The sequence below is a fragment of the Cognatundibacterium oligocarboniphilum genome (assembly GCF_013377855.1).
Classification (GTDB): domain Bacteria; phylum Pseudomonadota; class Gammaproteobacteria; order Burkholderiales; family Burkholderiaceae_D; genus Undibacterium; species Undibacterium oligocarboniphilum.
The window spans coordinates 348,893-371,581 of the sequence record NZ_JABXYJ010000004.1 but is presented as its reverse complement, the minus strand read 5'-3'; the positions used below and the strand labels follow the sequence as shown (position 1 = coordinate 371,581).

Here is a 22,689-nt window from a genome sequence, read left to right as displayed (position 1 = left end):
CAGTTATTTTCATCGTGCATTGATCTCCCATGAATTGCAACATAGCTGGAATTTTCGAAAAATACCTGTAAGAAACAATTTATTTGCAATCTTTAACAAACCTCTGTGGCGACCGGAAATGTCTTGTCAGGCAAACGATCAGTCTGTTTCGCTGAGACGTGTCAATAATGCGACAGACAACAGGCTGATCTGACCGTAACCCAGTGTCAGCGCGCCCTGCTGTTCAAAAAACTTCAGCTCTTTCGATAAGCTCTGGCGACTGATTCCCAGCATCATCGCCAGCGATTCCTGAGTGACCGGGATCGCTGCCGGGCCATCGTGCGACACCGGTATATGACTGTTAGACAGCAGCACCAGCCGCCGCGCCACCCGGTGCCGGACCGAACGCAGACTGGCGTCCTCCACCAGTCCGTACAGCAGCCGGATGCGCGCCGCCAGCATCCGCGCCACCGCACCGGCAAATTCGGCCTGTTCCATGAGCTGCCCGAACACCGGTGGCGGCATAACCAGAATCTCTGCATGGCCGACAGCAGTGGCATCGTGCGTGCGCGGCTGACCATCGATCAGCGAAATTTCACCAAACCAGGTGCCGACATCGAGCATAGTCAGGATCGCCTCGCGTCCGTCTTCGTTCAGGGTCGACATCTTGAGTTTGCCCTGTAGCAGAGCATAAAAACCGTCCGGCACATGTCCTTGCCGGAACAGCATCTCGCCTGGTTGCAAATGCCGGCGTTCGGTCGCCGCCAGCATGTCACGCCGCAATCCGGCTGACAGCGCGGCAAACCACGGGTTGTGCAACAGGACTGACAGGCTGAAGGCAGACGGCATGCGGGGCTCCATGAAGAATCTGCCTGATTGTAAAATATTTGACAGTTTGTCGCTGGTCAGCGCGTTAAGGTGGTGCCATCCGGCTGTTTCAGTCAAACCTCATTCAATTTTTATAAAAACACAGGAGACCAGCATGCACCACCGCGCGCATTTCACCCGCATGGAAGACAGCACCCAGGAGGACTGGCAGATCATCGGCACCGAATTCCGGCAGTTTGCCCAGGGCTTGCCAGAACGTGTGATCCGTCACCTGCAATTACTCGAAGGCGATTACGGCGGCTTTCCGGTCGATCGCTACACCCATTCGCTGCAAACCGCGACCCGTGCCCTGCGCGACGGCCGGGACGAGGAATATGTGTGCTGCGCACTGCTGCACGATATTGGCGACACGCTGGGCAGCTTCAATCATCCCGATATTGCTGCTGCTATCCTGAAACCTTTTGTCAGTGAGGAAAACCTGTGGATGGTGCAGAACCACGGTATTTTTCAGGGCTATTATTTTTTCCATCACATCGGCATGGATCGCGACATGCGCGAGCAATTCCGTGGGCATCCGCATTTTGAACGTACTGCAGAATTCTGTGCGCTGTACGACAACCCGGCCTTTGACGCCCATGCCGAAACCTTTCCTGTCATTGAATTCGAGCCGATGCTGCGGCGCCTGTTTGCGCAGCCGCGCAATACGATTTACAAAGCGGCGATGAAAGGGCAGTCCTGATTGCGAACCACGATTTCAACATACCGACACATTCAAACTCACGGAGACACCATGCATATCCCTTCCCTCAAAGATCAGGTCAGTGCCGAAGAATGGCAATTACGGGTTGATCTGGCCGCCTGCTACCGGCTGGTTGCCGCGTATGGCTGGAGCGATCTGGTTTTCACCCATATCAGCGCCCGGCTGCCGGGACCGGAGCATCATTTCCTGATTAATCCTTACGGCCTGATGTTTGATGAAATCACCGCGTCGTCGCTGGTGAAAGTCGATCAGCAGTGCAACAAGGTGATTGATTCGCCGTTTCCCGTGAATCCGGCCGGCTTTGTGATTCACAGCGCCGTACATGCAGCGCGGGAAGATGTGCAGTGCGTGCTGCACACCCATACCAGAGCCGGTGTGGCCGTCAGCGCCCAGCGCTGCGGCGTGCTGCCGCTGTCCCAGCAATCGACGTTTGTGCTGGCTTCGCTCGCTTATCACGATTACGAAGGCGTCGCTTTCCGCGATGAAGAAAAACCACGCCTGCAGGCGGATATGGGTCATGCCAATTTCCTCATGCTGCGCAACCACGGCCTGCTGACCGTCGGCAAAAGCATTGCGGATGCGTTTCTCTCAATGTACACCTTTGAAGCCACCTGCCAGATCCAGCTGGCGGCGCAGGCTGGCGGTGAGCTGGTGCATGTGAATCCGGCGATCGTGTCAGGCGTGGCGGAATCGATGCGGGTACAGACCGGCGGCCTCGGCGGTGCGTTTGTCTGGCCATCGCTGATCCGCAAGCTCGATCGCATGGATGAAAGCTACAAATCATGAGCCAGTCACAGCAGGTTGTCATTATTACCGGCAGTTCGGACGGCATCGGTGCTGAAATGGCGCGCCAGCTGGCGCAACGGCATGGCAGCAGCGTGGCGCTGGTGCTGGCGGCGCGCAACACCGAAGCCTTGCAACAGGTTGCCAGCGCATGCCGCCAGTCAGGCGCCAGCTGTCTGGTCGTGAGAACGGATGTCGGCATCGAAGCCGATTGCCGCCACCTGATACAGACTGCCGTTGCCAGCTACGGCCGGATTGATGCGCTGATCAATAACGCCGGCAAATCGGCGCAGGCCTTATTCAGCGACGTGGAAAACCTCGGCTGGTACGAAGAACTGATGCGGATTAATTTCTGGGGCAGCCTGTGGTGCACCCACGCGGCGCTGCCATATCTGAAACAGTCGCGGGGCAGCATCGTCGCCGTGTCTTCCCTTGCCGGACTGATCGGCGTTCCCGGCCGGACAGCATACAGCGCCAGCAAATTTGCCATGAACGGTTTTTTTGAAAGCCTGCGTACCGAGCTTGCCGAAGCCGGCGTCAGCGTCACACTCGCGTATCCCGGCGTGGTCGCCACGCGCATTCGCTATCACGGCTACAACGCTGCCGGTGAAGCCGCGGGCAGCAGCGGCCTGAAAGAAGACGATGCCATGCCGGTGGAAGAATGCGCGCGGCTGATCCTGCATGGTATGGAACAGCGGCAGCGCGATGTGGTGATGACCGGCAAAGGGAAACTGGGACGCTGGCTGAAACTGTTAGCGCCAGCGTTGGTTGATAAAATGGCGATGGCGGCACTGAAAAAAGAAGTCAGGCCGCATTAACCGGGTCAGGTCGCCAGCCGGACGATCGGGTTGTACATCCGGCGTCCGGTGTGGTTGTCACATACAGCCGATACAACCGCACCGGAAAATCTTTGAATACGTTTTAGCATTTCAAATACTTCAGTTTGTCAGTGCGCCAGCTGCCACTGGAAAAAGAAAAAACTCAGCAAACCTGCCACGATCGTCAGCATCTGACGGCGGCTCAGTACGCAAACCACGATCGTCACCAACGATGCCAGTAATTGCGGATTATGGGTAGTGAGTTCCAGACCTTTATCATGCGGCGCCAGAATCATCGGCGTGATGATCGCCGTCAGCACCGTGACCGGCACAAAACTCAGCGCCAGACTGAGCCAGCGGGGGAATACGATGCGGTCGCCGAGAATAAAAAAGAGCGCCTTCACCAGCACAGTCACCACTGCCATGCCGCCAATCATCAGTGCGTAATTCATGCTGCGCCCCCCTTTTGACCGTCTTGCGCACCGCGCTTCGACAAGGCCATGCCGGTTAAAACACCGATCAGCACTGCCGCCATCAAGCCCAGCTTGTAAGGCATGCCCTGCAACAGGTAGGCAAAACTGCCCGCTGCCAGCGCCGCTGCCAGCTGAGGTATGCGCGACAGCTGCGGCACGACAATGGCAAGAAACGTCGCCACCATCGCGTAGTCCAGACCCATATTCTGCAACTGCGGAAATAAGGTGCCAAACAGCAGACCCACCAGCGTCCAGACCTGCCAGTTGCCGTACATCGCCAGCCCCGACCCCAGAAAATACCAGTGTGCATAGCGTTGTTCATCCGCTGACAAAACGCGCTGATGGTAACCGGCGACGACCGCAAAGGTTTCATCAGTCAGCAAAAATCCGAGCAGCCAGCGCCAGCGCGACGACAGATGCGCCACATGCGGCAACAGAGTGGCGGCATACAGCATATGGCGCAGATTCACGATCAGCGTGGTGAGCCAGATCACCAGCATGCCGGTATGGCTGGCGACCAGGCCGGCGGCAATAAACTGACTCGATCCGGCATACACCGTCAGCGACATCAGTTGCCCGTGCCACGGCAGCATCGGACTGGTCGCCACCAGTGCACCAAAGATCATGCCGAACGGCGCCGCACCGACCAGCATCGGCAACGTATCGCGCGCACCGCGCAGCAACATACCGGTTTTTTGCTGACGGGAAGATAAAACGGTTACAGATTTCATACAGACTCCTATGACGCCGAGTATACATGGGGCAGATCCGTTTTTCATGTCGCCGGAAAGGTGAAATTAGTTTGCTCAGCCATCCGATAACGCCACAAGACAGTCCCCGTTCACGGTACCAGGTGCACAGTTCACGACCCAAACCCGCGCTTTATCGCATCCGGCTGGCAGCAGCGAAGCGGCATACCTATTCTGCGGTGGCAGTGACCGACAACCTTTTCACCTTTCAGGAGTACATCATGGCAAATACATCCGCTTCCCGTTTTTTTCGCTACCTTCAGTGGTCGGGACTGGCCCTGGCTGGCAATCTGGCTTTGAGCCCCCAGGCAATGGCATTTTCCGAAACTGCGTTCCGGCAGGCAATGCAACAGCTGACCACGGAAACACCGTGTTCGGTGCAGGCGCGTGCCGAACAGGCTGTCGCTGCCTGGCTGCATCAGGACATGGTCAATTCATTGCAGCAGGCAGAGTCCGAGCAAAACTGCCAGTCAATGCAACGGGCAGCGGCGGGCTTTTCCAGCTTGTTGCAGCAAGAACCCGGCAATCCGCTGCTGATGGCATACAGCGGTGCCGCCACCAGCAAACTGGCGGCAACAGATCGCGACCGCCATGCACAGGCAAACCATTTGCAACAAGGCATGGCATTGCTGGATCAGGCCTTGCAAATAGCACCGGAATTCCGCAGCGAGCGGCACGGCCAGGTACCGGTAGCGCTGGAAATCGAATTTGTCGCCGCCAATACCTTTCTGGCATTACCGGAAGCGATGCAGCGTCAGACACAGGGGACGCAATTGCTGCAACAGATTCTGAATGACAGCTCGTTTGAGGAAAGCGGTCTGCCATTTCGTGGCGCCGTCTGGCTGCGGGCCGCACGGCTTGCCATCGCCAGGCACCAGCCTGAGGTCGCAAAACAATATCTGGAACAGGCCGTCAGCAAGCAGACGCCACAGGCTGGCGCAGCGCAACAACTGTTGATGCGTTATCCCGACAGCGGCCTGTGAGGAGCAATCATCGCCATCCGCGACATCCCGCAAAATAAAAAACCGGCCGACACATTCTGTTGTGCAGGCCGGTTGACGAAGCAATACCCTGCGTACCGGGCGTACTGCCACCGTCTATTATTTATACTTTCTTGAGTTTGACCGGACGTTGCCAGTTGTCGATCGTGATCTGCCGCGCACGGGAGACCGTCAGCTTGCCTTCCGGCGCGTCCTTCGTCAGCGTGGTGCCGGCGCCCAGCGTTGCGCCCTTGCCGACCCGTACCGGCGCTACCAGCTGGGTGTCGCTGCCGATAAAGGCATCATCTTCGATCACGGTACGGAATTTATTGGCGCCATCGTAATTGCAGGTGATGGTGCCGGCACCGATATTGACGCGGCTGCCGACCGTGGCGTCGCCGATATACGCCAGATGATTGGCCTTGCTGTGGGCAGCAATCTGGCTGTTTTTGACCTCGACGAAATTCCCGATATGCACATCTTCGGCCAGTATGGTGCCTGGGCGCAGTCTTGCGTATGGGCCGATCTGGGCCTGCGCGCCGACGGTGGCATCTTCGATGTGGCAGAACGGTCTGATAATGGCACCGGCATCGATATGTGCGTTGCGCAGCACGCTGTGCGCGCCGATGCTGACGCCATCTGCCAGCGTGACCGTACCTTCAAATACGCAGCCGACATCAATCGTCACATCCCGTCCGCAGACCAGCTTGCCGCGCACATCGATACGCGCCGGGTCCATCAGCGTCACGCCCTGCTCCAGCAACTGACGTGCAATATTGCCCTGATGGATGCGCTCCAGTTCCGCCAGCTGCACTTTGCTGTTCACACCCAGCGTTTCCCAGATCGCACCGGGCTGCGCCGACACCACCGGTACACCGGCCGCCACCGCGCTGGCGACGATATCGGTCAGATAATATTCGCCCTGCGCATTATTATTTGATAATTGTCCGAGCCACTCTCTGAGCTGCGGGGTCGGCACGATCATGATGCCGGTATTGATTTCGCGGATCGCACGCTCTGCCTCGCTGGCATCTTTCTGTTCCACAATCCGGACGATCTGCCCATTTTCACGCACGATGCGACCCAGCCCGGTCGGGTCATCCATGACTGCCGTCAGAATCGCCAGCTTGTCGCGGCCTGCCACATCCACCAGACGCTGCAGACTGGACGTCGTGGTCAGCGGCACATCGCCGTACAGCACCAGGGTCGGTACCGCGTCATCCAGGACCGGAATCGCCTGCGCCACCGCATGACCGGTACCAAGCTGCGGCTCCTGACGTGCAAATTTCAGATCTTCTGCAGCCACCGCCGACAACACCTGATCGCCGCCATGGCCGTAAATCACACAAATCGAATGCGCCTGCAGGCTGCGCGCAGTATCGATCACATGCTGCAGCAATGCTTTTCCGGCGAGCGGGTGCAATACTTTCGGCAACGAAGATTGCATGCGTTTGCCCATGCCGGCAGCGAGAATCACAACATTCATAGCATCTGTTTTTTAAAAATGGGGAAATACTTAAAATTTTAACATGCACATGACAGTGAGCCATGCTGCGCCAGCGCAAATCCTAACCGGAAACCGGGCATTACCATGGAAAACCAACAGAAAAAATTCTTTCCGCTGCCACCCTTCGTATATAATTGAGAATAATTATCATTTAAAGTATGCATTATGGATGTACCGCAACAGCTCTCCCATGCCAGCCAGCAGCGGCGCGCGTTCTGGCTGCGCTATCTGCACCAGTGGCACTGGATCAGCTCTGCCATGTGTCTGGTGGCGATGATGCTGTTTGCCGCAACCGGTATCACGCTGAACCATGCCGCCCAGATTGAGGCGCATCCGGCAATCAGCAACAAGACCGGCACGCTGCCGTCGGCGCTGCTGGATCAGGTGATCGTCGCGCGCAATGACGATGCGGCAACGCTGCCTGAAGCGGTGCGCGACTGGCTCGTTGAGGAGCTCGGCATCGACACCGCAAAGCAGGCGCCGGAATGGTCGCCGGAAGAAGCCTATCTGGCGCTGCCCCGTCCCGGTGGCGACGCCTGGCTCAGGATTGAACTCGACAGCGGTGCGCTGGAATACGAACTGACCGAGCGCGGCTGGATTGCTTATCTGAACGACCTGCACAAAGGCCGCAATACCGGCAGCGCGTGGAACTGGTTTATCGATGCGTTTGCCGCCGGTTGCCTGATTTTCTGCGTCACCGGCTTGTTGCTGCTGAAAATGCATGCAGCCAACCGGTCTGCCACCTGGCCGCTGGTGGGTTACGGTGTGGTGCTGCCAGTACTACTGATCGTGATCTTCATGCACTGATGATGCGACGGCTGACCGGCGCTGCTGTCTGGTGTCGGACATCGATCTTTTTTCCGGTTTTGTCTGTTCTTTTTTTGTTCATCACGAGGCTTTACATTATGCGCAACCTGCTCCCGTTTGCCATCTCCGGCCTGCTCGGCACAGCGACAATGAATACGCTGGCAGCTGATCTCACTGTCCGGGTGGAAGTGCCGCGACTGAATGTGGCGGAATATCACAAACCCTATGTCGCCATCTGGATTGAAAAACCCGACCAGACTTTTGCGGGCAATCTGGCGGTCTGGTATGACCTGAAAAAACGCGATAACGAAGGCAGCAAATGGCTGAAAGACCTGCGTCAGTGGTGGCGTCGCAGCGGTCGCGAATTGCAGATGCCGGTCGATGGTCTCAGTGGTGCAACCCGCACCACCGGTGAACACAGCATGGTATTCAGCGGCGACAAAGGCGTGCTGGCAAAACTGCCCGCCGGCGATTACCAGTTACTGGTGGAAGCCGCCCGCGAAGGCGGCGGACGGGAAGTCGTCAAAGTGCCGTTCCAGTGGCAGGCAAAAAATGAGATCAATGCCAAGGCACAGGGCAACACCGAACTGGGTCAGATCAGTGTCACCGTCAAGTAAAAGGAAACAACATGCACCGTTTTTCCCATCCTGCATTGCGCCGTCTGGCCGCGCTGAGCCTGCTGGCAGGCATCAGTGTCAGTGCTGAAGCACACCGGACTTTCCTGGTCCCCTCGTCCACTGTCCTGTCCGGTAATGCGCCGTGGGTCACGCTGGATGCAGCCGCCGCCAGCAATGTGTTTGAATTCGATCACATGCCGCTGAAACTCGACAATCTGCAGGTAACCGCGCCCGATGGCAGCCGGATTGCCCCTGAAAATGCCAGCACCGGCCGTTTCCGCAGCGTGTTTGACCTGCCGCTGAGACAGACCGGCAGCTACAAAATTGACATCCTCAACGAAGGCCTGTCAGCCAGTTACAAAGACAACGGCATACTGAAACGCTGGCGCGGCAATGCGGCCAGTCTCAGCAAAGATATACCATCTCATGCCACCGAATTGCAGGTGACAGAGAGAAGCAGCCGGATCGAAACCTTTGTCACCAATGGCAAACCGGACGGTCAGGCTTTAAAGACCAGCGGCAAAGGACTGGAACTGAGCCCTGTCACACATCCGAATGACCTGGTAGCCGGTGAGCCAGCCAGCTTTCATCTGCTGATTGATGGCAGGCCCGCAGCGAATGTGACGGTACACATCATTCGGGGTGGCATCCGCTATCGCCAGACGCTCAATGAGCAAACCGTCGTCAGCAATGCGGATGGCCTGTTCAGCGTGACCTGGACACAAGCCGGTCTGTACTGGCTGGAAGCAGAGGTCAAAACGGAACAAGGCGTGACACCGCCAGCCAGCAGCCGCATCGCCAGTCTGGCGCTGACGCTGGAAGTGTTGCCGCAATAAGCGCAAGGCTGCCGATGCCGCATGTGTTCATCCCCCTGCAGGCCGCGCCGCCAGCGCCACTGCCTGCTGCGGCCCAGCCATTGCGCTGCGCCGGTCACAGCATGGGTACGAGCTGGCAGGTGCAGCTATACGCCAGCGATCCGGAACGGCTGACTATCTGGCAAAACGACCTGCAGGCATTGCTGGATCAGGTCGTGCTGCAGATGAGTACCTGGGAGCCCGATTCGGATCTGTGCCGTTTCAATCGCGCACCAGCAGAAAGCTGGCAACAGCTGCCGGACGCATTGTTTGATGTGCTGGATTATGCGTTGTATATCGCCCGGCAAAGCCGCGGCAGCTATGATCCGGCAGCAGGCAGGCTGGTGGATTTATGGGGTTTCGGCCCGGCGCCGCGCAGGAACAGCGTGCCGGATGCAGCAGCCATCGGAACCGCGATGACCGGCCACGGCTGGCGTGATCTGGCGCTGCGCCGCGCCACCCGCGAAGCATGGCAGGCTGGCGGCATCCGGCTGGATCTGTCCGCCATCGCCAAGGGCTATGCGGTCGATCTGCTGGCACGCTATCTGGATCAGCAAGGCGTGCCGAGTTATCTCGTCGAGGTCGGCGGTGAGCTGCGTGGCAAGGGCATGAAACCGGATTTTTCTCCCTGGTGGGTACAGCTGGAATCGCCCGCGGAATCCGCCGCATCCGACAACGGACACGGTCATCTGCTGGCGCTGCACGGCCTATCGGTCGCCACCTCCGGCGATTACCGACAGTATTTTGAACAATGCGGACAACGCTATTCTCATACCATCGATCCGTGCACCGGTTATCCGGTACAAAATACGCTGGCGGCAGTGTCCGTGATTCATCCCGACTGCATGGTCGCCGATGCGCTGGCCACCGCGTTCACCGTCATGGGGGAAGATGCCGCCAGAAAATATGCCGATGCGCACCGGATTGCCGCCTTATTTACCGAGCGCCTCCCTGCCGCAGAAATAAGTGAAAACACGCCGCACCTGTTTCAGGAAAGCATGAGCGCGGCGCTGGCCGCCATGCTCGAATAAACCCATCCGATATGCGGCTGCCACAAACGATTGCCTGACTATCGTATTCCCAACGCTTTGATGACTTCTCCACTGAATACCGCCTTCACCGCCCACCACCTGCACCTGCTGAGTGCCGCTGGCGCCATCGCCAGCATTGCCAGCCTGACCCAATTGGATTCCGGCCCCGGCGCCTGCCCGGCCTGGCTGTGCGGCCTGCTGGTCGGCGCGACATATCTGATCTTCTGCCTCAGTTACTGGCGACAATATCAGGAACAACAGCACCCGCTGCAAATCGCCAGCGCCACCACAGATCAGCCGGTCACAGATATCGTGCTGATCGCGTATGCCAGTCAGACCGGTTATGCGCAGCAACTGGCGCACCTGACCGCTGCCAGCCTGCAACAGGCCGGATTAACGGTAGCGCTGCGCACGCTGAATCAGCTGTCCGCTGAAGCCCTGACGCAATACTGCAAAATCCTGTTTGTGGTCAGCACCACCGGCGAAGGCGATGCCCCGGATCAGGCCAGCCTGTTCTGCCGCCGCATATTGCCGCAGCAGCAGGATTTATCCCATCTGCACTATGCGGTGCTGGCGCTGGGCGACCGCCATTACAGCCGCTACTGCGCTTTCGGACATCAGCTCCGGCAGTGGCTGGCGCATCAGCAGGCGCAAGCGCTGTTTGATCTGGTTGAGGTCGATAACGGCGACGAAGCCGCTCTGCGGCACTGGCAGCATCATCTGAACCATATCAGCGGCGACACCGGGCTGGCGGACTGGAGCACGCCGGCCTACGGCGCATGGATACTGCGTGACAGACATCTGCTCAATCCCGGCAGCGCAGGCCAGCCTGTGTTTCATCTGCAGCTGATTCCACCGGCGGGCAGCAACTGGCAGGCCGGAGACATTGCAGAAATCGGCCCCGGCGAATTGCCCGGCTCAGGCGTCACCAGCGCTGTGCAGACTTTACCCAGCCGCGAATATTCGATCGCATCCCTGCCGTCTGACGGCGGACTGGAACTGGCAGTGCGCCAGATGCGGCACCCGGATGGCCGCCTGGGTACAGGCTCAGGCTGGCTGACCGAGCAGGTGCAGCCGGGGCAAGCCATTGCCCTGCGGGTACGCAGCAATCCCTCGTTTCATACACCGCTGTCACCCGATCCCTTGCTGCTGATCGGCAACGGCACCGGCATTGCCGGATTGCGGGCACACCTGAAAGCGCGCGCTGCGGCAGGGTTGGCGGATAACTGGCTGGTCTTCGGTGAACGGCAGCGTGCACATGATTATTTTTTTCAGACGGAAGTGGAACACTGGCTGCGGCAGGGTACGCTGAGTCGCCTGGATTTGTGTTTTTCCCGCGATCAGACACAACGGCGTTATGTGCAGCACGCTCTGCTTGAACAGACTGCAGAAGTAAAACGCTGGGCGGAACGGGGCGCGACTATTCTGGTGTGTGGCAGCCTGCACGGCATGGCTGCCGGTGTCCATGCGGCATTGCTCTCGATTCTGGGTGAAACGCTGCTCGACACACTGACGCAGACGGGTCGTTACCGGCGTGATGTGTATTGAGTAAAATGCAGAACGATGCAACGACACACTATCCTGCGCGATTGCGCATCACAGGAAAAAGACACGGCAGGCGTTCCGGCGGTACAATTTCCCGCTCCCCATGAGACTGTCCGACATCATGCCAGCCACCGCTGTTCCAACGCTTGACACCTTATTTGCACTCGGCAATCAACTCCTTGCAGCGCAGGATTATGCTGCTGCGGCCCAGTGTTATCAGCAGGCGCTGGCACTGGACCCAATATGCCCCGAAGTGCTGGCCAATCTGGCGTATGCGAAAGAACAGCAACAGGATTTTTCTGCCGCCAGTCAGTATTACCATCAGGCACTGCAACACGCCGACCCACAGGCCCATCCCGGCCAACAACAGATTTATATCAATGCCGGCGCGCTGCTGACCCGGTGCAAGGCATTTGCGGCGGCAGAAAACATCTACTGCGCTTTACTGCAACAGGTGCCAGGCAGCGCCGCCGGCTGGTCAAACCTGGGCGTGCTGCTGGCAGGGCTGCGGCGCGAAACAGAAGCCGAAGACGCCTACCGGACAGCGCTCAGCCTGATGCCCGATTACCGCACTGCCAGTTTTAACCTGAGCTACCTGTTGCTGCGTCAGGAACGCTGGCAGGAAGGCTGGCAACGGCTTGAAGCACGCACTTCGCAGGACGCACTGACCAAGGTGTTGCCCTTTGCGCGCTGGCAGGGTGAACCTCTGCACGGGAAACGGATGCTGATCGTGTTTGAATGCGGTTTTGGCGACATGCTGCAATTCTGTCGCTACGCCAGCCTGCTGAAGCAGCTCGGCGCGGCGCAGACCGGCCTGCTGTGTCATCCGCCGCTGAAACGCCTGCTTCAGACCTTGCCGGACGCAGATGTCGTCTATGGCTACGACGAAACCCTGCCGGATGGTCTGTGGGATATCTGGGTGCCCATCTTCAGCCTGCCGCATCACTGCGGCACCCGGCGCGCCACGATTCCAATGCAGGTGCCTTATCTGTTTGCCGCACCAGAGGCTGCTGCCCGCTGGCATACCCGGCTCAGCCGGCAGCAATGGCGCATCGGGATTGCATGGCAGGGCAACCCGCAATTTGAAACCGATCAGGATCGTTCATTACCTGAACTCAGTTGCCTGCACAGCCTGCTGCAGCAATCCGGCGTGCAATGGGTCAGCCTGCAAAAAGGCCCTGCCGCGCAGCAGGCCCGCGAGTGGCAGGCCACGCCGCTGTTTTGTGCCGATCAGGAATTACATGATTTTGCCGATACCGCCGCCCTGATCAGCCAGCTCGATCTGGTCATCAGCATCGACAGCGCAGTGCTGCATCTGGCAGGCGCACTGGGCAAACCGGCCTTTCTGCTGCTGCCTTATTACCGCCAGGACTGGCGCTGGCTGGCCAGCGGGCAGGAGTCGCCGTGGTATCCCACAGTCCGCATTTTCCGGCAACGGCAGGATGGCGACTGGGCCGGTGTGATCCGGGAAGTGCAACAGGCGCTGCAGGAATTCCTCCATCACAGAGAGCCGCAGACTTGTGCTGCCGGCCATGCGGCAAGCTGATCTATCTATTCCGATGCCGATACCGGAAACTGCTGCGGAACAAGCGTCACCGGCGAAGCTTTCCGAAACCGGCAACACTCACTCAGATACTCAGGCCTTTTTCAGATAGCAGGCTTTCAGCATGAAGCTGCCGCCATCCATTTTGCAATCGACCTCATGGTCGCCATCGACAATGCGGATGCTCTTGATCTTGGTGCCCTGTTTCAGGGTGGTGGACGAGCCTTTGACTTTCAGGTCTTTCACCAGCACCACGGCATCGCCATCGGACAGCAGATTGCCATTGGCATCACGGACAATGCGCGCTGCATTGTCCTCACTGCTGACAGCAGCCAGCGCAGACCATTCGTGGCCGCAATCGGCGCACACAAACTGGCTGCCATCAGGATAGGTGTTTTCCATGCCGCATTGCGGACAGGCGGGAATTGTAGACATGACTCAAACTTTCAGCAGACATAAACCCGGCAGTATACCCGCCCTGCCGCGATCTCTTATTGCGGCACCACAATCTCGCGTACCGACGGGTAAGCAAAATCGACGTCGTGAAAGCCATCTATACGGAAGGTGGCGACATTGCCACCCCAGTTCACCAGCGTCCGGTAACGGCCGGTACTGACGCCGGCGATATCGGTGTATTCGCTGTAGAGCCGCCAGTTATTGTTCGGCACGCCGCTATCTGCCTGAAACGGGTCGGTGTCGAGATACAGCCGGTGCAGCACGCGCGTGGCATCATGCGGATCGTTCCAGCTGACCAGCTTGAGGCCAATCCAGACATTGTCCCGTAGCGTTGCCTGACCCAGAGCTCGCAGCGTCACATAGTCATACAGCGGATGCCGCAATTCCTTGCCGAAGCGCGCCACGCTGCCATGTGCAGACGGCGACAGGGTCAGCATCACACAGGAAGCGGCATCCGGCGTTTTGTCGCTGTGTCTGCCGCCGCGGATTTTGAGGGCAATCTGCGCTCTGGCGGGATCGCTGATCTGATGCACCCGCAGATAAATCGTCATTTCCTGATTGGTGAAATCTGCCGGACTATTCAGAAAACCGTGCTGTGTTTTCCAGGTATAACGCTGTCTGGCTGCCGAAGCATACACATGCAGGCGGCTGCTGAGACCGCTGCCGCCGCTGGCATAGTTCAGCGCAAACGATGGCAGATTCCAGAATCGCAGACCGCCGTCTTTCCCTGCGCGCACCGCGGTGTGGCGTTCGATTTCGAATCCGGCCGTCTGCGCCGGATCACGTGCGCCGAGCCGGAACTGCGACCCCGCCGCCGAGGGGTACATCATCTGCACGCCGTCCTCATCAAAAAGATCGGCGATCGACGGTGCCTGCGCTCCAGTACCCGCCGCCTGCACCGGCAAGGACGACGCTATCCATACCGGTAGCGTCAGCAACATCCGTCGCAGTGAGGCCGCCAGCCCGGCACGCCTTCCGGCGTCAGGCTTTTTTACGTTTGCTGTCATGTTGCCGCCAATAGGTGAATTCTGCTTCGTGCACTTCGATATCGACTTCCATCACCCGCGCCTGCAGACGTTCCTGTACATCGGCAACGGCATGGTTATACACCACCGGTCCGATCTCCTGCAGGAAAAAAGCCAGCAGCGCATCCGCTTCCAGATTACCCAGCGGTTCAGGAAAATATTCACGGAAATAGCGCTGTACCGAAGTCACGGCTTCTTTACGCACCGCTTCACTGATCTGTATGCTCATAGCTTCTGTCTGTTTTTCTGTTACGTCTGTAATCACGATTGCGGTGGTGATGATGCATTCTGTCCGGTCTGACTGTGCAGGAGCCTGCAATCAGTGCTGGGCAATTACTTATTTTTTTACCTGGTGCCGCTGAACCGTGTCGATAATGATCAGCTCCATCTTGCGCACCAGCTCAATTGCATCTTCCAGTCCGAGAGTACTACCCCGGTTCAGCCCCGATGCGGCTGCCATGCTGTTTCCTGCCAAAATAAATTCCAGTGCTTCCTGCAATACGGCGTCACTGACCGGTGTTTCTTTCTGCTCCAGCAAAGGGCTGACTTTTTCCTTGAAAAACGCAAAGCGTGGCGGCGTCAGGGCATAGCGCCGGGCCTTCATACCCGACACCGGGGCAGAAGCAGCGGGTGCGGGTGCAGCAGATGTTGCAGTTTTGCTGGCCGGAGCGGCAGGTGCGCCGCCGGCAGATGGTGCAGGAGCGGTTTCCGTCAGCACCGGCTGCAGCAGCAGATGCAGGTCATTCTGCAGACGCGCCGCCAGATCAGCAGCAGAATGAAAAAAGCGGACATGCTGCTTCTGACTCAGAGCTGCTTTCCAGTCGGCCAGCTGCTGCGCAGCAGCACCGGTATCGACGTGCTTGGGCAAGACCAGATGCTCGTCTTCATCCATCAGGTATATCAGGGTCGGCACGCTGTATTGCTGCGCTTCTTCAAACTCCAGCTGCACCAGCGAACGGGTGCCGGCGGCTTCGGTATTGCCGCGCACCATGCCCAGCACAACGACATAGACCATTGCATTACGCACCAGCCGCAGGCGTTCATCCAGTGCTGTTTCCGGCAGAGCCATGATCACCTTCAGCGGTGGCAGACCGGATTGCGGCTGCGACAACGCATCCATGATTGTTTGACGATGCAGCGCCAGATCAAATGGCGTGGAACTGACAAAAACTGATTGAGTCATAGAGCACCTTCATCTCATGAAATCCACACGGCACCGGCCCGGATGCTGATGCACGCATAGTCAACATCGCCAGTACGGCGATGGCTTCATACTAGCATGAAGCCATCGTCCCGGCGGCAGTTCCGGTGCCCGTTGTGGCAGCCCTGCAGCGGCAGATCATGCGGACTCAGGGAATCCCGCAGTATTGCAAAGATTTTTGTGCAAAGAATATAAAATCAGGGAGTATCTGCAATTTCCGACCTGTTCGCATTGAAAATAAAAGATGTTGAAATATACTAAGGGGGAGTATATGAATATATTCAAAGCCCGTTTTGTATAGTTTTGTAAAAATAAACAAACTGTCATTTCAATTCCACCGTCACAGACCGACAATGAAAACATCCGGTGAACGGCAGGATGGCAGGTCTGCCGCTTCATGCATTCCCAACCCGTTCGGCGCATTGCACAGTAGCAGCGGCACATCAGGAGAACACCATGTCAATTTCAACGATCGGCTCCGGCAGCTATCAGACGGTGAACAACCTGCTGCCCACGGTCAACGCCGCCAGCACGGATACCGTCAGCTCAACCGGCACGACGGCTACGGCAGTCTCTGGCAGCAATGCCAGCAGCAGTCTGTCTGCCGCGATTGCACAAAGCCTGGCGCAATTCAATTCCGGTCTCGATGTTTCCAGTTTATTGTCGGCCACTGGCCAGCAATCGTCTTCCGATTTCCTGAGCAGCCTGTATTCCGCCTTGCCAGGCTTATCTGATAGCAGCCAGACCAGCAATCCTTTATCGAGCCTGCTCAATGGCGGCAACGCGCCCGCTCCGGTACAACTCGATCAGAACAGCGCCACCATCAAACTACAAACCAGTATCCAGCAACTGATCTCCAATCTGAACGGCGGGAGCAGCCTGACCGGCGGCCTCAGCAGCAACAGCACAGGCACCGACATCGGCAACCTGCAACAATCGTTCAACAGCCTGATCCAAAGCAGCGGCGGTAATCCCGATCAGGCCAGCCTGCAGTCTTTCCTGAAACTGGTGGCTGCCAATATCCAGGGCAGCAGCGCCGTCGGCAGCCTGTTTAGCACCAGCGCCTGAAACCGCAATCCCAAATATACCGGGCAACCCGGGACGACAACGCGACGGATATTGGCGCGTAAGCAGCCACCTTATACCTGCATAGCGGGCGGTGCACTTTTCCGCTTCTCCTGCTCTTTTTCTCCCGCCATACCTGACACGGTCTGAGCCGGTGTACCAAAGGCAGAAAACCGCGCTAATGCAACCAGTAAGCCATTACGCCCCTTAAATCAAGCCAGCCGTCCGACATTGGAACACTACTGCGTAACGACTTCCGAATTTCCGGAAGGAAGGGATAGCAAGCCTGAAACAGCGCTTGCCCAAAGAATCAAGCCATACAGGGTACGCCATGCGCAACGCAGTTTTCAGTCACGTTAACGTAGAGCTAACCGGCGCTGCGCGGCTTTATCACGCAGCACCCAGAGAGCGAAGCGAACGGGGCTGAGCGCCGGGTTAGATGCGTGGTTAAGCAGCACGTTGAGCCCCGCGAATTGTTTCAAAAACGGACTTGGCGTTTGAGATTGAATCAAACCGTGGTCCCAGATGAGTCCCCATGCTCGGCCAGCTTGAGAAGCCGCTGAACATTGAGGCAAACGGAGATCCGCCTCCAAATGAAATAGTGCCTTCATTGCTTTTGCCTTCCGACAAAGAAAGATCGGAGAGCGTGCGAAGGTTCAGGGATTTGACATTGTGTTTGAGAAACCCCGAGACTATAAGAATGCGTTCATTGGTTACGGCGTAAAAAGTGTTAGCACGTTGCTTTGCCTCAACGAAGAAACGGCCAACGACCATATAAATACCGATAAGAACAAAGGGGATACCCCATAGGGCAAAGAATGCTGGAGCATTGGAATTGATAACAGACATTTCCCAGAACACAGCAAATCCGCCCCACAACAAACTGAATGGAATCATCAAGGCGTCAGTGCCACGAATGATCACGCCTTGGCGCGGCTGACCTGACCACAAGACGCGTTCGCCAGAAGACAATTGAGTTTTGATTTTTTCGTGAGCTGAGTTCATAGGAGTAAGCATCTAACTTGGAGGTAAGGGACTGCGCTTTAGCGCAGTCCCAGCACAGCGAAGCGGAGCGAACTTGACCGTAGGGTTAGCCACTATTCGCATGCGTCCACGTGAACAAAGTTTTCATTTACTTCGGACCAGCCGACTCGCCCCTTGTTGTCTTTGAATTTTACCCACCAGCTTGTTTTTGGTCTCGACTCAACCTTCACGTCACCTGCAAATGGCACGTTACCAAAGGCGTTCTCGGACACATTGCATTGGTCTGAATAGGTGTTCCCTTTGTACCAGAAGAGATCATAACCTTCGCCAAGATAATGCAAAGTGTAGATTTTCTCTCCTGGCTTTAGGGAGAGCATTGGCCCTTTTTCGTCCTTCGTATAGCCGAGTTGAACAGGCTTGAGAATGCGGGTAATTCCCGGACTTATTGTTATGACAACCCCCGTTAAACCTGTAACAGATTGTTTGGGCGGAACTGTAAAAAGAGTTCTTGAGAAGCTCGATGGCTTCTCGCGGGCAATGACCGGTTTGGTTGTTTCCCATTCCTTGTATGTGCAGCACTCAAACGGGCAAGCGCCCCAATCGTAGTGAGGTAGTTCCAATTGCTCACTGGCGAGAATGGGGGGCGAGAAGGCGCACATAACGAAGAACGTGGCGTATTTCATAGTGGCCTATCGTGTTTTAATTTTCATTTTGCAACATTAACCGTCAATGGTCAAATTGTCAACGTGTTACAATCCTCATGAAAACCGCATGAACATTAACTACATTTGTTTATACTGATAATTAACAAAGTATAAAACGAACAAAAACATCATCCCTTAAAAACCACGCTTGCTGGATCAGGTACGCGAACGTTAGCGTTATCAGCATTACAGATTATCGACTGAAAAAGTGCACGTGTACTGGATACGTTTTTTCACACGCTTGTCAGGATTGCGTCATCTCAGTGACTTGGCTGCACCTGCAGTGGAAGCGTTTTCGACGATGCTAACAACCCGCGTTAGTCTGGACTATTTGCTTCAATAAAAAATCCCGGAACTCGTCCGGGATTTTTTATCTGCAGTTGCTGTTCACGGCACACACAGCAATGCGACCGTGCATGAAATTACAGAAAGGGTCAACTACATATTGCGACGATATTGCCCACCCACTTCAAACAAGGCAGTAGTGATCTGGCCGAGTGAACAGACCCGTGCGGCATCCATCAGTTTGGCAAACACGTTTTCATTGTTGATCGCGGCTTGCTGCAATGCTGCCAGTGCTTGCGGTGCGACGTTTGCGTGGCGTTGATGGAAATCAGCGAGGCGTGTGAGTTGCGACTGTTTTTCCTCTTCGGTTGAACGTGCCAGTTCTATCTTTTGCGGTGCGTCGTTTGCCTTAGGATTGCGGAAGGTGTTGACGCCGATGATAGGCAGGGTGCCGTCATGCTTCAGATGTTCGTAATGCATGGACTCTTCCTGTATCTTGCCGCGCTGATAGCCGGTTTCCATCGCACCTAATACACCGCCGCGTTCGGCGATACGTTCGAATTCCTGCAACACGGCTTCTTCAACCAGATCGGTCAGTTCTTCGATGATGAAGCTGCCTTGTATCGGATTTTCGTTTTTCGCGAGACCCCATTCACGGTTGATGATCAGCTGTATCGCCAGTGCGCGGCGTACCGATTCATCAGTCGGTGTGGTGATCGCTTCGTCATAGGCATTGGTATGCAAGCTATTGCAGTTATCGTAGATCGCAATCAGTGCCTGCAACGTGGTTCGGATATCGTTGAAATCAATTTCCTGTGCATGCAAGCTGCGGCCTGAAGTCTGGATGTGGTATTTCAGTTTCTGGCTGCGATCATTCGCGCCGTATTTGTCGCGCATCGCAACCGCCCAGATACGGCGTGCGACGCGGCCCAGCACGGTGTATTCGGGGTCCATGCCATTGCTGAAGAAGAACGACAGATTCGCAGCGAAATCATCGATGTGCATGCCACGTGCCAGATAGGCCTCGACGAAAGTAAAGCCATTCGACAAGGTGAATGCGAGTTGCGAAATCGGATTGGCACCGGCTTCGGCGATGTGATAACCAGAGATCGACACCGAGTAGAAATTACGCACCTGATGATGCACGAAATATTCCTGAATATCGCCCATCACCTTGAGTGAAAATTCGGTCGAGAAAATGCAGGTGTTCTGACCCTGATCTTCTTTCAGAATATCGGCCTGTACCGTGCCACGCACATTCATCAGCACCCAGGCGCGGATTTTGGCGGCTTCGTCAGCGGTTGGTTCGCGCTTATTATCAGCGCGGAATTTATCCATTTGCTGATCAATCGCGGTGTTCATGAAGAAGGCCAGTATCGTCGGTGCCGGGCCGTTAATCGTCATGGAGACCGAGGTCGCCGGATCACACAGATCGAAACCGTCATACAGCACTTTCATATCGTCCAATGTCGCGACCGACACGCCGGAGTTACCGATTTTTCCGTAAATATCAGGGCGGATTGCAGGGTCAGCGCCATACAGCGTGACCGAGTCAAACGCCGTGGACAGGCGTTTGGCATCCATGCCTTGTGACACCAGTTTAAAGCGGCGATTGGTGCGGTATGGATCGCCTTCACCCGCGAACATACGGGTCGGGTCTTCGCCTTCGCGTTTAAAGGCAAACACACCGGCGGTGTAAGGGAAAGAGCCAGGGACATTTTCCAGCATCAGCCAGCGCAGGATTTCACCGTGATCGGCAAAACGTGGCAGCGAAACTTTGCGTATCGTCGTGCCGGACAAGGATTTGTAAGTCAGGCGGGTGCGGATTTCCTTGTCGCGGATTTTGACGACATATTCATCACCGGAATACGCCTGCTGCATGTCTGGCCACATGCTGATCAGTTTTTTGGATTCAGCATCCAGCTGGGCGTCTTTGTCGCTGGCAAGCTGATTCAGTTCAAACAAAATATCGTTTTCGCGCAGGCGGGATTGCAACTCTGCTGACCCGGCTTGTTCTGCCTGTGGACGAACGACCACCGGCGTGCGGCCATTCGCCTGCAGATGCTCGTGCAACATGCGTGCCGACTCGTGCAACTGCTGGCGTTCACGTGCCAGCACCACCTGCTTGCCAGTGTGTTTGTGATAACCGCGCACCGTGTCCGCAATTTCTGCCAGATAACGGCTGCGGGCCGGTGGCACGATGACGTTTTTGGCGCTGGAAAATTTCACCGTCACCGGCGCCAGTTTGCCGGGGATGGTTTTCAGACCACGAGCGGTCAGCGCAGGCAGCAAACCTTGATACAAGGCCGTGACGCCATCATCATTAAAGCGTGATGCCTGGGTACCATAGACTGGCATCTCGTCAGGCTTTTTGCTCCACAGCTCGCGGTTGCGCTGGTATTGTTTGGCGACATCGCGCAAAGCATCCTGCGCACCTTTGCGGTCGAATTTATTGATCGCGACAAAGTCGGCGAAATCCAGCATGTCGATTTTTTCGAGTTGCGAAGCAGCGCCGAATTCCGGTGTCATCACATACATGGAGACATCCACATGCGGCACAATCGCGGCGTCGCCCTGACCGATGCCGGAAGTTTCCACGATCACCAGATCGAAGCCAGCGACTTTGCAAGCTGCAATCACGTCCGGCAACGCCTGGGAAATTTCTGAACCGGCTTCGCGCGTGGCGAGCGAGCGCATGAACACGCGCACCTGACCCGCCCACGGGTTGATCGCATTCATACGGATGCGGTCACCCAGCAAGGCACCGCCGGATTTGCGCCGTGATGGGTCGATGGAGATCAGTGCGATATTCAGCTGGTCGTCCTGATCAAGGCGGATACGGCGGATCAGCTCATCGGTCAGCGAGGATTTACCAGCACCACCTGTGCCGGTGATGCCGAATGCCGGTACGCTGGTTTGCTGTGCGGCTTTCAATAACTCTGCGCGTAATTCCGGTTGCACACTATCGTTTTCGAGTGCCGTAATCAGTTGTGCCAGCGGGCGATGCCGGGTCGTGATGTCGCCTTCTGTCAGTACATCCAGTGAGGTCGGCGCATAGCCGGACAAGTTCACATCACATGCCTGTATCATCGACAGGATCATGCCGACGAGCCCCATGCGCTGACCATCTTCCGGGCTGAAAATACGGGTCACGCCATACACATGCAGATCGGCGATTTCTTCCGGCACGATCACACCGCCACCGCCGCCGAATACCTTGATATGCGCACCGCCACGCTGCCTGAGCAGGTCGATCATGTATTTGAAATATTCAACGTGGCCGCCCTGATAACTCGAAATCGCAATGCCCTGCGCGTCTTCCTGCAAGGCGGCAGTAACGATTTCCTCGACCGAGCGGTTATGCCCCAGATGAATCACTTCGGCACCGTTCGCCATCAGGATGCGACGCATGATATTGATTGAGGCATCATGGCCGTCGAACAGTGAAGCAGCCGTGACGAAACGGACTTTGTTAGCAGGTTTATATTCGGTCAGATTCTGGGCTACGGACAGGTCGGTCATGTCTTCCTCAACAAGGTATGGCAAAGGTTTGCGCTCTGGGCGTCGGATTTCCTTTGCTGATGAATTATGCAGCTAAGTTATATGACGTTAACGTAAACGTCAATGAGTATATATGAGCAGATGCAAAACGGCACACTCAATACTGGCAAGGCTTACGAGCCGGAAATGAGGTG

Annotated in this window: 22 protein-coding genes; 11 read left to right on the top strand and 11 right to left on the bottom strand. The window is 56.6% G+C overall.

The window, feature by feature from the left end; translation table 11 throughout:
- Positions 1-138: 138 nt before the first annotated feature.
- Positions 139-828, bottom strand: coding sequence for a Crp/Fnr family transcriptional regulator (locus tag HV832_RS08950; protein WP_176803336.1), 690 nt, complete (start codon positions 826-828; stop codon positions 139-141).
- A gap of 133 nt (positions 829-961) precedes the next feature.
- Between HV832_RS08950 and HV832_RS08945 the strand changes: the two genes are divergently transcribed.
- From HV832_RS08945 to HV832_RS08935, 3 genes are read left to right on the top strand one after another with little or no spacing between them, the layout of a single operon-like run.
- Positions 962-1,546 carry an HD domain-containing protein gene (locus HV832_RS08945; RefSeq protein WP_176803334.1) on the top strand — a complete coding sequence of 195 codons (585 nt, stop codon included), beginning with the start codon at positions 962-964 and terminating at the stop codon, positions 1,544-1,546.
- A gap of 51 nt (positions 1,547-1,597) precedes the next feature.
- Positions 1,598-2,353, top strand: a complete 756-nt coding sequence (locus tag HV832_RS08940) for a class II aldolase/adducin family protein (protein WP_176803332.1) — start codon at positions 1,598-1,600, stop codon at positions 2,351-2,353.
- Positions 2,350-3,168, top strand: a complete 819-nt coding sequence (locus HV832_RS08935) for an SDR family oxidoreductase (protein ID WP_176803330.1) — start codon at positions 2,350-2,352, stop codon at positions 3,166-3,168. Before HV832_RS08940 ends, HV832_RS08935 begins: the two co-directional genes overlap by 4 nt.
- A 128-nt stretch (positions 3,169-3,296) precedes the next feature.
- Here the strand turns inward: HV832_RS08935 and HV832_RS08930 are convergent, their stop codons facing one another.
- On the bottom strand, positions 3,297-3,620 hold the full coding sequence (locus tag HV832_RS08930; RefSeq protein ID WP_176803328.1) for an AzlD domain-containing protein: 324 nt from the start codon (positions 3,618-3,620) through the stop codon (positions 3,297-3,299).
- The gene (locus HV832_RS08925) at positions 3,617-4,372 is read right to left on the bottom strand and encodes an AzlC family ABC transporter permease (protein ID WP_176803326.1); all 756 of its coding nucleotides are present in this window, start codon (positions 4,370-4,372) and stop codon (positions 3,617-3,619) included. The genes HV832_RS08930 and HV832_RS08925 overlap by 4 nt, the downstream gene beginning before the upstream one ends.
- A 239-nt stretch (positions 4,373-4,611) precedes the next feature.
- Between HV832_RS08925 and HV832_RS08920 the strand changes: the two genes are divergently transcribed.
- Positions 4,612-5,373 carry a hypothetical protein gene (locus HV832_RS08920; RefSeq protein ID WP_176803324.1) on the top strand — a complete coding sequence of 254 codons (762 nt, stop codon included), beginning with the start codon at positions 4,612-4,614 and terminating at the stop codon, positions 5,371-5,373.
- A gap of 121 nt (positions 5,374-5,494) precedes the next feature.
- Here HV832_RS08920 and glmU read toward each other — a convergent pair whose 3' ends face one another.
- Positions 5,495-6,856: a bifunctional UDP-N-acetylglucosamine diphosphorylase/glucosamine-1-phosphate N-acetyltransferase GlmU gene (glmU, locus tag HV832_RS08915; protein WP_176803321.1), complete on the bottom strand. Its 1,362-nt coding sequence runs from the start codon at positions 6,854-6,856 to the stop codon at positions 5,495-5,497.
- A 186-nt stretch (positions 6,857-7,042) separates the two neighbouring features.
- Here glmU and HV832_RS08910 point away from each other — a divergent pair, with 186 nt between their 5' ends.
- The 6 genes from HV832_RS08910 to HV832_RS08885 all read left to right on the top strand — a co-directional run bounded on the left by HV832_RS08910 (position 7,043) and on the right by HV832_RS08885 (position 13,277).
- On the top strand, positions 7,043-7,684 hold the full coding sequence (locus tag HV832_RS08910; protein WP_176803319.1) for a PepSY-associated TM helix domain-containing protein: 642 nt from the start codon (positions 7,043-7,045) through the stop codon (positions 7,682-7,684).
- Positions 7,685-7,782: 98 nt separating this feature from the next.
- Positions 7,783-8,301: a DUF2271 domain-containing protein gene (locus tag HV832_RS08905; protein ID WP_176803317.1), complete on the top strand. Its 519-nt coding sequence runs from the start codon at positions 7,783-7,785 to the stop codon at positions 8,299-8,301.
- A gap of 11 nt (positions 8,302-8,312) precedes the next feature.
- Positions 8,313-9,137: a DUF4198 domain-containing protein gene (locus HV832_RS08900; RefSeq protein ID WP_176803316.1), complete on the top strand. Its 825-nt coding sequence runs from the start codon at positions 8,313-8,315 to the stop codon at positions 9,135-9,137.
- A 14-nt stretch (positions 9,138-9,151) separates the two neighbouring features.
- Entirely contained in the window at positions 9,152-10,186 is a 1,035-nt protein-coding gene (locus HV832_RS08895) for an FAD:protein FMN transferase (RefSeq protein WP_176803315.1), read from the top strand.
- A 60-nt stretch (positions 10,187-10,246) separates the two neighbouring features.
- Positions 10,247-11,734, top strand: a complete 1,488-nt coding sequence (locus HV832_RS08890; protein ID WP_176803314.1) for a sulfite reductase subunit alpha — start codon at positions 10,247-10,249, stop codon at positions 11,732-11,734.
- 118 nt (positions 11,735-11,852) lie between these two features.
- Positions 11,853-13,277, top strand: coding sequence for a tetratricopeptide repeat protein (locus tag HV832_RS08885; RefSeq protein ID WP_176803313.1), 1,425 nt, complete (start codon positions 11,853-11,855; stop codon positions 13,275-13,277).
- Positions 13,278-13,367: 90 nt separating this feature from the next.
- On the opposite strand, the gene HV832_RS08880 is transcribed toward HV832_RS08885, so the two are convergent.
- The 4 genes from HV832_RS08880 to HV832_RS08865 form a co-directional block, all read right to left on the bottom strand.
- Complete coding sequence (locus HV832_RS08880) at positions 13,368-13,709, bottom strand: zinc ribbon domain-containing protein YjdM (protein ID WP_176803312.1); 342 nt, start codon at positions 13,707-13,709, stop codon at positions 13,368-13,370.
- 56 nt (positions 13,710-13,765) lie between these two features.
- Positions 13,766-14,737, bottom strand: a complete 972-nt coding sequence (locus HV832_RS08875) for a hypothetical protein (RefSeq protein WP_176803311.1) — start codon at positions 14,735-14,737, stop codon at positions 13,766-13,768.
- Positions 14,712-14,984: a DUF2164 domain-containing protein gene (locus tag HV832_RS08870; protein WP_176803309.1), complete on the bottom strand. Its 273-nt coding sequence runs from the start codon at positions 14,982-14,984 to the stop codon at positions 14,712-14,714. The genes HV832_RS08875 and HV832_RS08870 overlap by 26 nt, the downstream gene beginning before the upstream one ends.
- 108 nt (positions 14,985-15,092) lie before the next feature.
- Positions 15,093-15,938, bottom strand: coding sequence for a DUF4062 domain-containing protein (locus HV832_RS08865; RefSeq protein WP_176803307.1), 846 nt, complete (start codon positions 15,936-15,938; stop codon positions 15,093-15,095).
- A 474-nt stretch (positions 15,939-16,412) separates the two neighbouring features.
- Between HV832_RS08865 and HV832_RS08860 the strand changes: the two genes are divergently transcribed.
- Complete coding sequence (locus tag HV832_RS08860; protein ID WP_176803305.1) at positions 16,413-17,024, top strand: hypothetical protein; 612 nt, start codon at positions 16,413-16,415, stop codon at positions 17,022-17,024.
- Between the two features lie 444 nt (positions 17,025-17,468).
- On the opposite strand, the gene HV832_RS08855 is transcribed toward HV832_RS08860, so the two are convergent.
- The 3 genes from HV832_RS08855 to HV832_RS08845 all read right to left on the bottom strand — a co-directional run bounded on the left by HV832_RS08855 (position 17,469) and on the right by HV832_RS08845 (position 22,516).
- Positions 17,469-18,026, bottom strand: a complete 558-nt coding sequence (locus HV832_RS08855; RefSeq protein ID WP_176803304.1) for a hypothetical protein — start codon at positions 18,024-18,026, stop codon at positions 17,469-17,471.
- A 92-nt stretch (positions 18,027-18,118) separates the two neighbouring features.
- The gene (locus HV832_RS08850; protein ID WP_176803303.1) at positions 18,119-18,688 is read right to left on the bottom strand and encodes a hypothetical protein; all 570 of its coding nucleotides are present in this window, start codon (positions 18,686-18,688) and stop codon (positions 18,119-18,121) included.
- Positions 18,689-19,147: 459 nt separating this feature from the next.
- A complete protein-coding gene (locus HV832_RS08845; RefSeq protein WP_176803302.1) occupies positions 19,148-22,516 on the bottom strand; it encodes a methylmalonyl-CoA mutase family protein in 3,369 nt (1,122 codons plus the stop codon).
- Positions 22,517-22,689: the final 173 nt, after the last annotated feature.

Bases quoted from the DNA above. Each gene is read 5' to 3' on its own strand.
- HV832_RS08940 (WP_176803332.1), top strand. From the start codon at position 1,598: ATGCATATCCCTTCCCTCAAAGATCAGGTCAGTGCCGAAGAATGGCAA.
- HV832_RS08910 (WP_176803319.1), top strand. From the start codon at position 7,043: ATGGATGTACCGCAACAGCTCTCCCATGCCAGCCAGCAGCGGCGCGCG.
- HV832_RS08845 (WP_176803302.1), bottom strand. From the start codon at position 22,516: ATGACCGACCTGTCCGTAGCCCAGAATCTGACCGAATATAAACCTGCT.
- HV832_RS08895 (WP_176803315.1), top strand. From the start codon at position 9,152: ATGCCGCATGTGTTCATCCCCCTGCAGGCCGCGCCGCCAGCGCCACTG.
- HV832_RS08950 (WP_176803336.1), bottom strand. From the start codon at position 828: ATGCCGTCTGCCTTCAGCCTGTCAGTCCTGTTGCACAACCCGTGGTTT.
- HV832_RS08885 (WP_176803313.1), top strand. From the start codon at position 11,853: ATGCCAGCCACCGCTGTTCCAACGCTTGACACCTTATTTGCACTCGGC.
- HV832_RS08870 (WP_176803309.1), bottom strand. From the start codon at position 14,984: ATGAGCATACAGATCAGTGAAGCGGTGCGTAAAGAAGCCGTGACTTCG.
- HV832_RS08865 (WP_176803307.1), bottom strand. From the start codon at position 15,938: ATGACTCAATCAGTTTTTGTCAGTTCCACGCCATTTGATCTGGCGCTG.
- HV832_RS08905 (WP_176803317.1), top strand. From the start codon at position 7,783: ATGCGCAACCTGCTCCCGTTTGCCATCTCCGGCCTGCTCGGCACAGCG.
- HV832_RS08935 (WP_176803330.1), top strand. From the start codon at position 2,350: ATGAGCCAGTCACAGCAGGTTGTCATTATTACCGGCAGTTCGGACGGC.
- HV832_RS08850 (WP_176803303.1), bottom strand. From the start codon at position 18,688: ATGAAATACGCCACGTTCTTCGTTATGTGCGCCTTCTCGCCCCCCATT.
- HV832_RS08925 (WP_176803326.1), bottom strand. From the start codon at position 4,372: ATGAAATCTGTAACCGTTTTATCTTCCCGTCAGCAAAAAACCGGTATG.
- HV832_RS08890 (WP_176803314.1), top strand. From the start codon at position 10,247: ATGACTTCTCCACTGAATACCGCCTTCACCGCCCACCACCTGCACCTG.
- HV832_RS08900 (WP_176803316.1), top strand. From the start codon at position 8,313: ATGCACCGTTTTTCCCATCCTGCATTGCGCCGTCTGGCCGCGCTGAGC.
- HV832_RS08930 (WP_176803328.1), bottom strand. From the start codon at position 3,620: ATGAATTACGCACTGATGATTGGCGGCATGGCAGTGGTGACTGTGCTG.
- glmU (WP_176803321.1), bottom strand. From the start codon at position 6,856: ATGAATGTTGTGATTCTCGCTGCCGGCATGGGCAAACGCATGCAATCT.
- HV832_RS08920 (WP_176803324.1), top strand. From the start codon at position 4,612: ATGGCAAATACATCCGCTTCCCGTTTTTTTCGCTACCTTCAGTGGTCG.
- HV832_RS08880 (WP_176803312.1), bottom strand. From the start codon at position 13,709: ATGTCTACAATTCCCGCCTGTCCGCAATGCGGCATGGAAAACACCTAT.
- HV832_RS08860 (WP_176803305.1), top strand. From the start codon at position 16,413: ATGTCAATTTCAACGATCGGCTCCGGCAGCTATCAGACGGTGAACAAC.
- HV832_RS08855 (WP_176803304.1), bottom strand. From the start codon at position 18,026: ATGAACTCAGCTCACGAAAAAATCAAAACTCAATTGTCTTCTGGCGAA.
- HV832_RS08875 (WP_176803311.1), bottom strand. From the start codon at position 14,737: ATGACAGCAAACGTAAAAAAGCCTGACGCCGGAAGGCGTGCCGGGCTG.
- HV832_RS08945 (WP_176803334.1), top strand. From the start codon at position 962: ATGCACCACCGCGCGCATTTCACCCGCATGGAAGACAGCACCCAGGAG.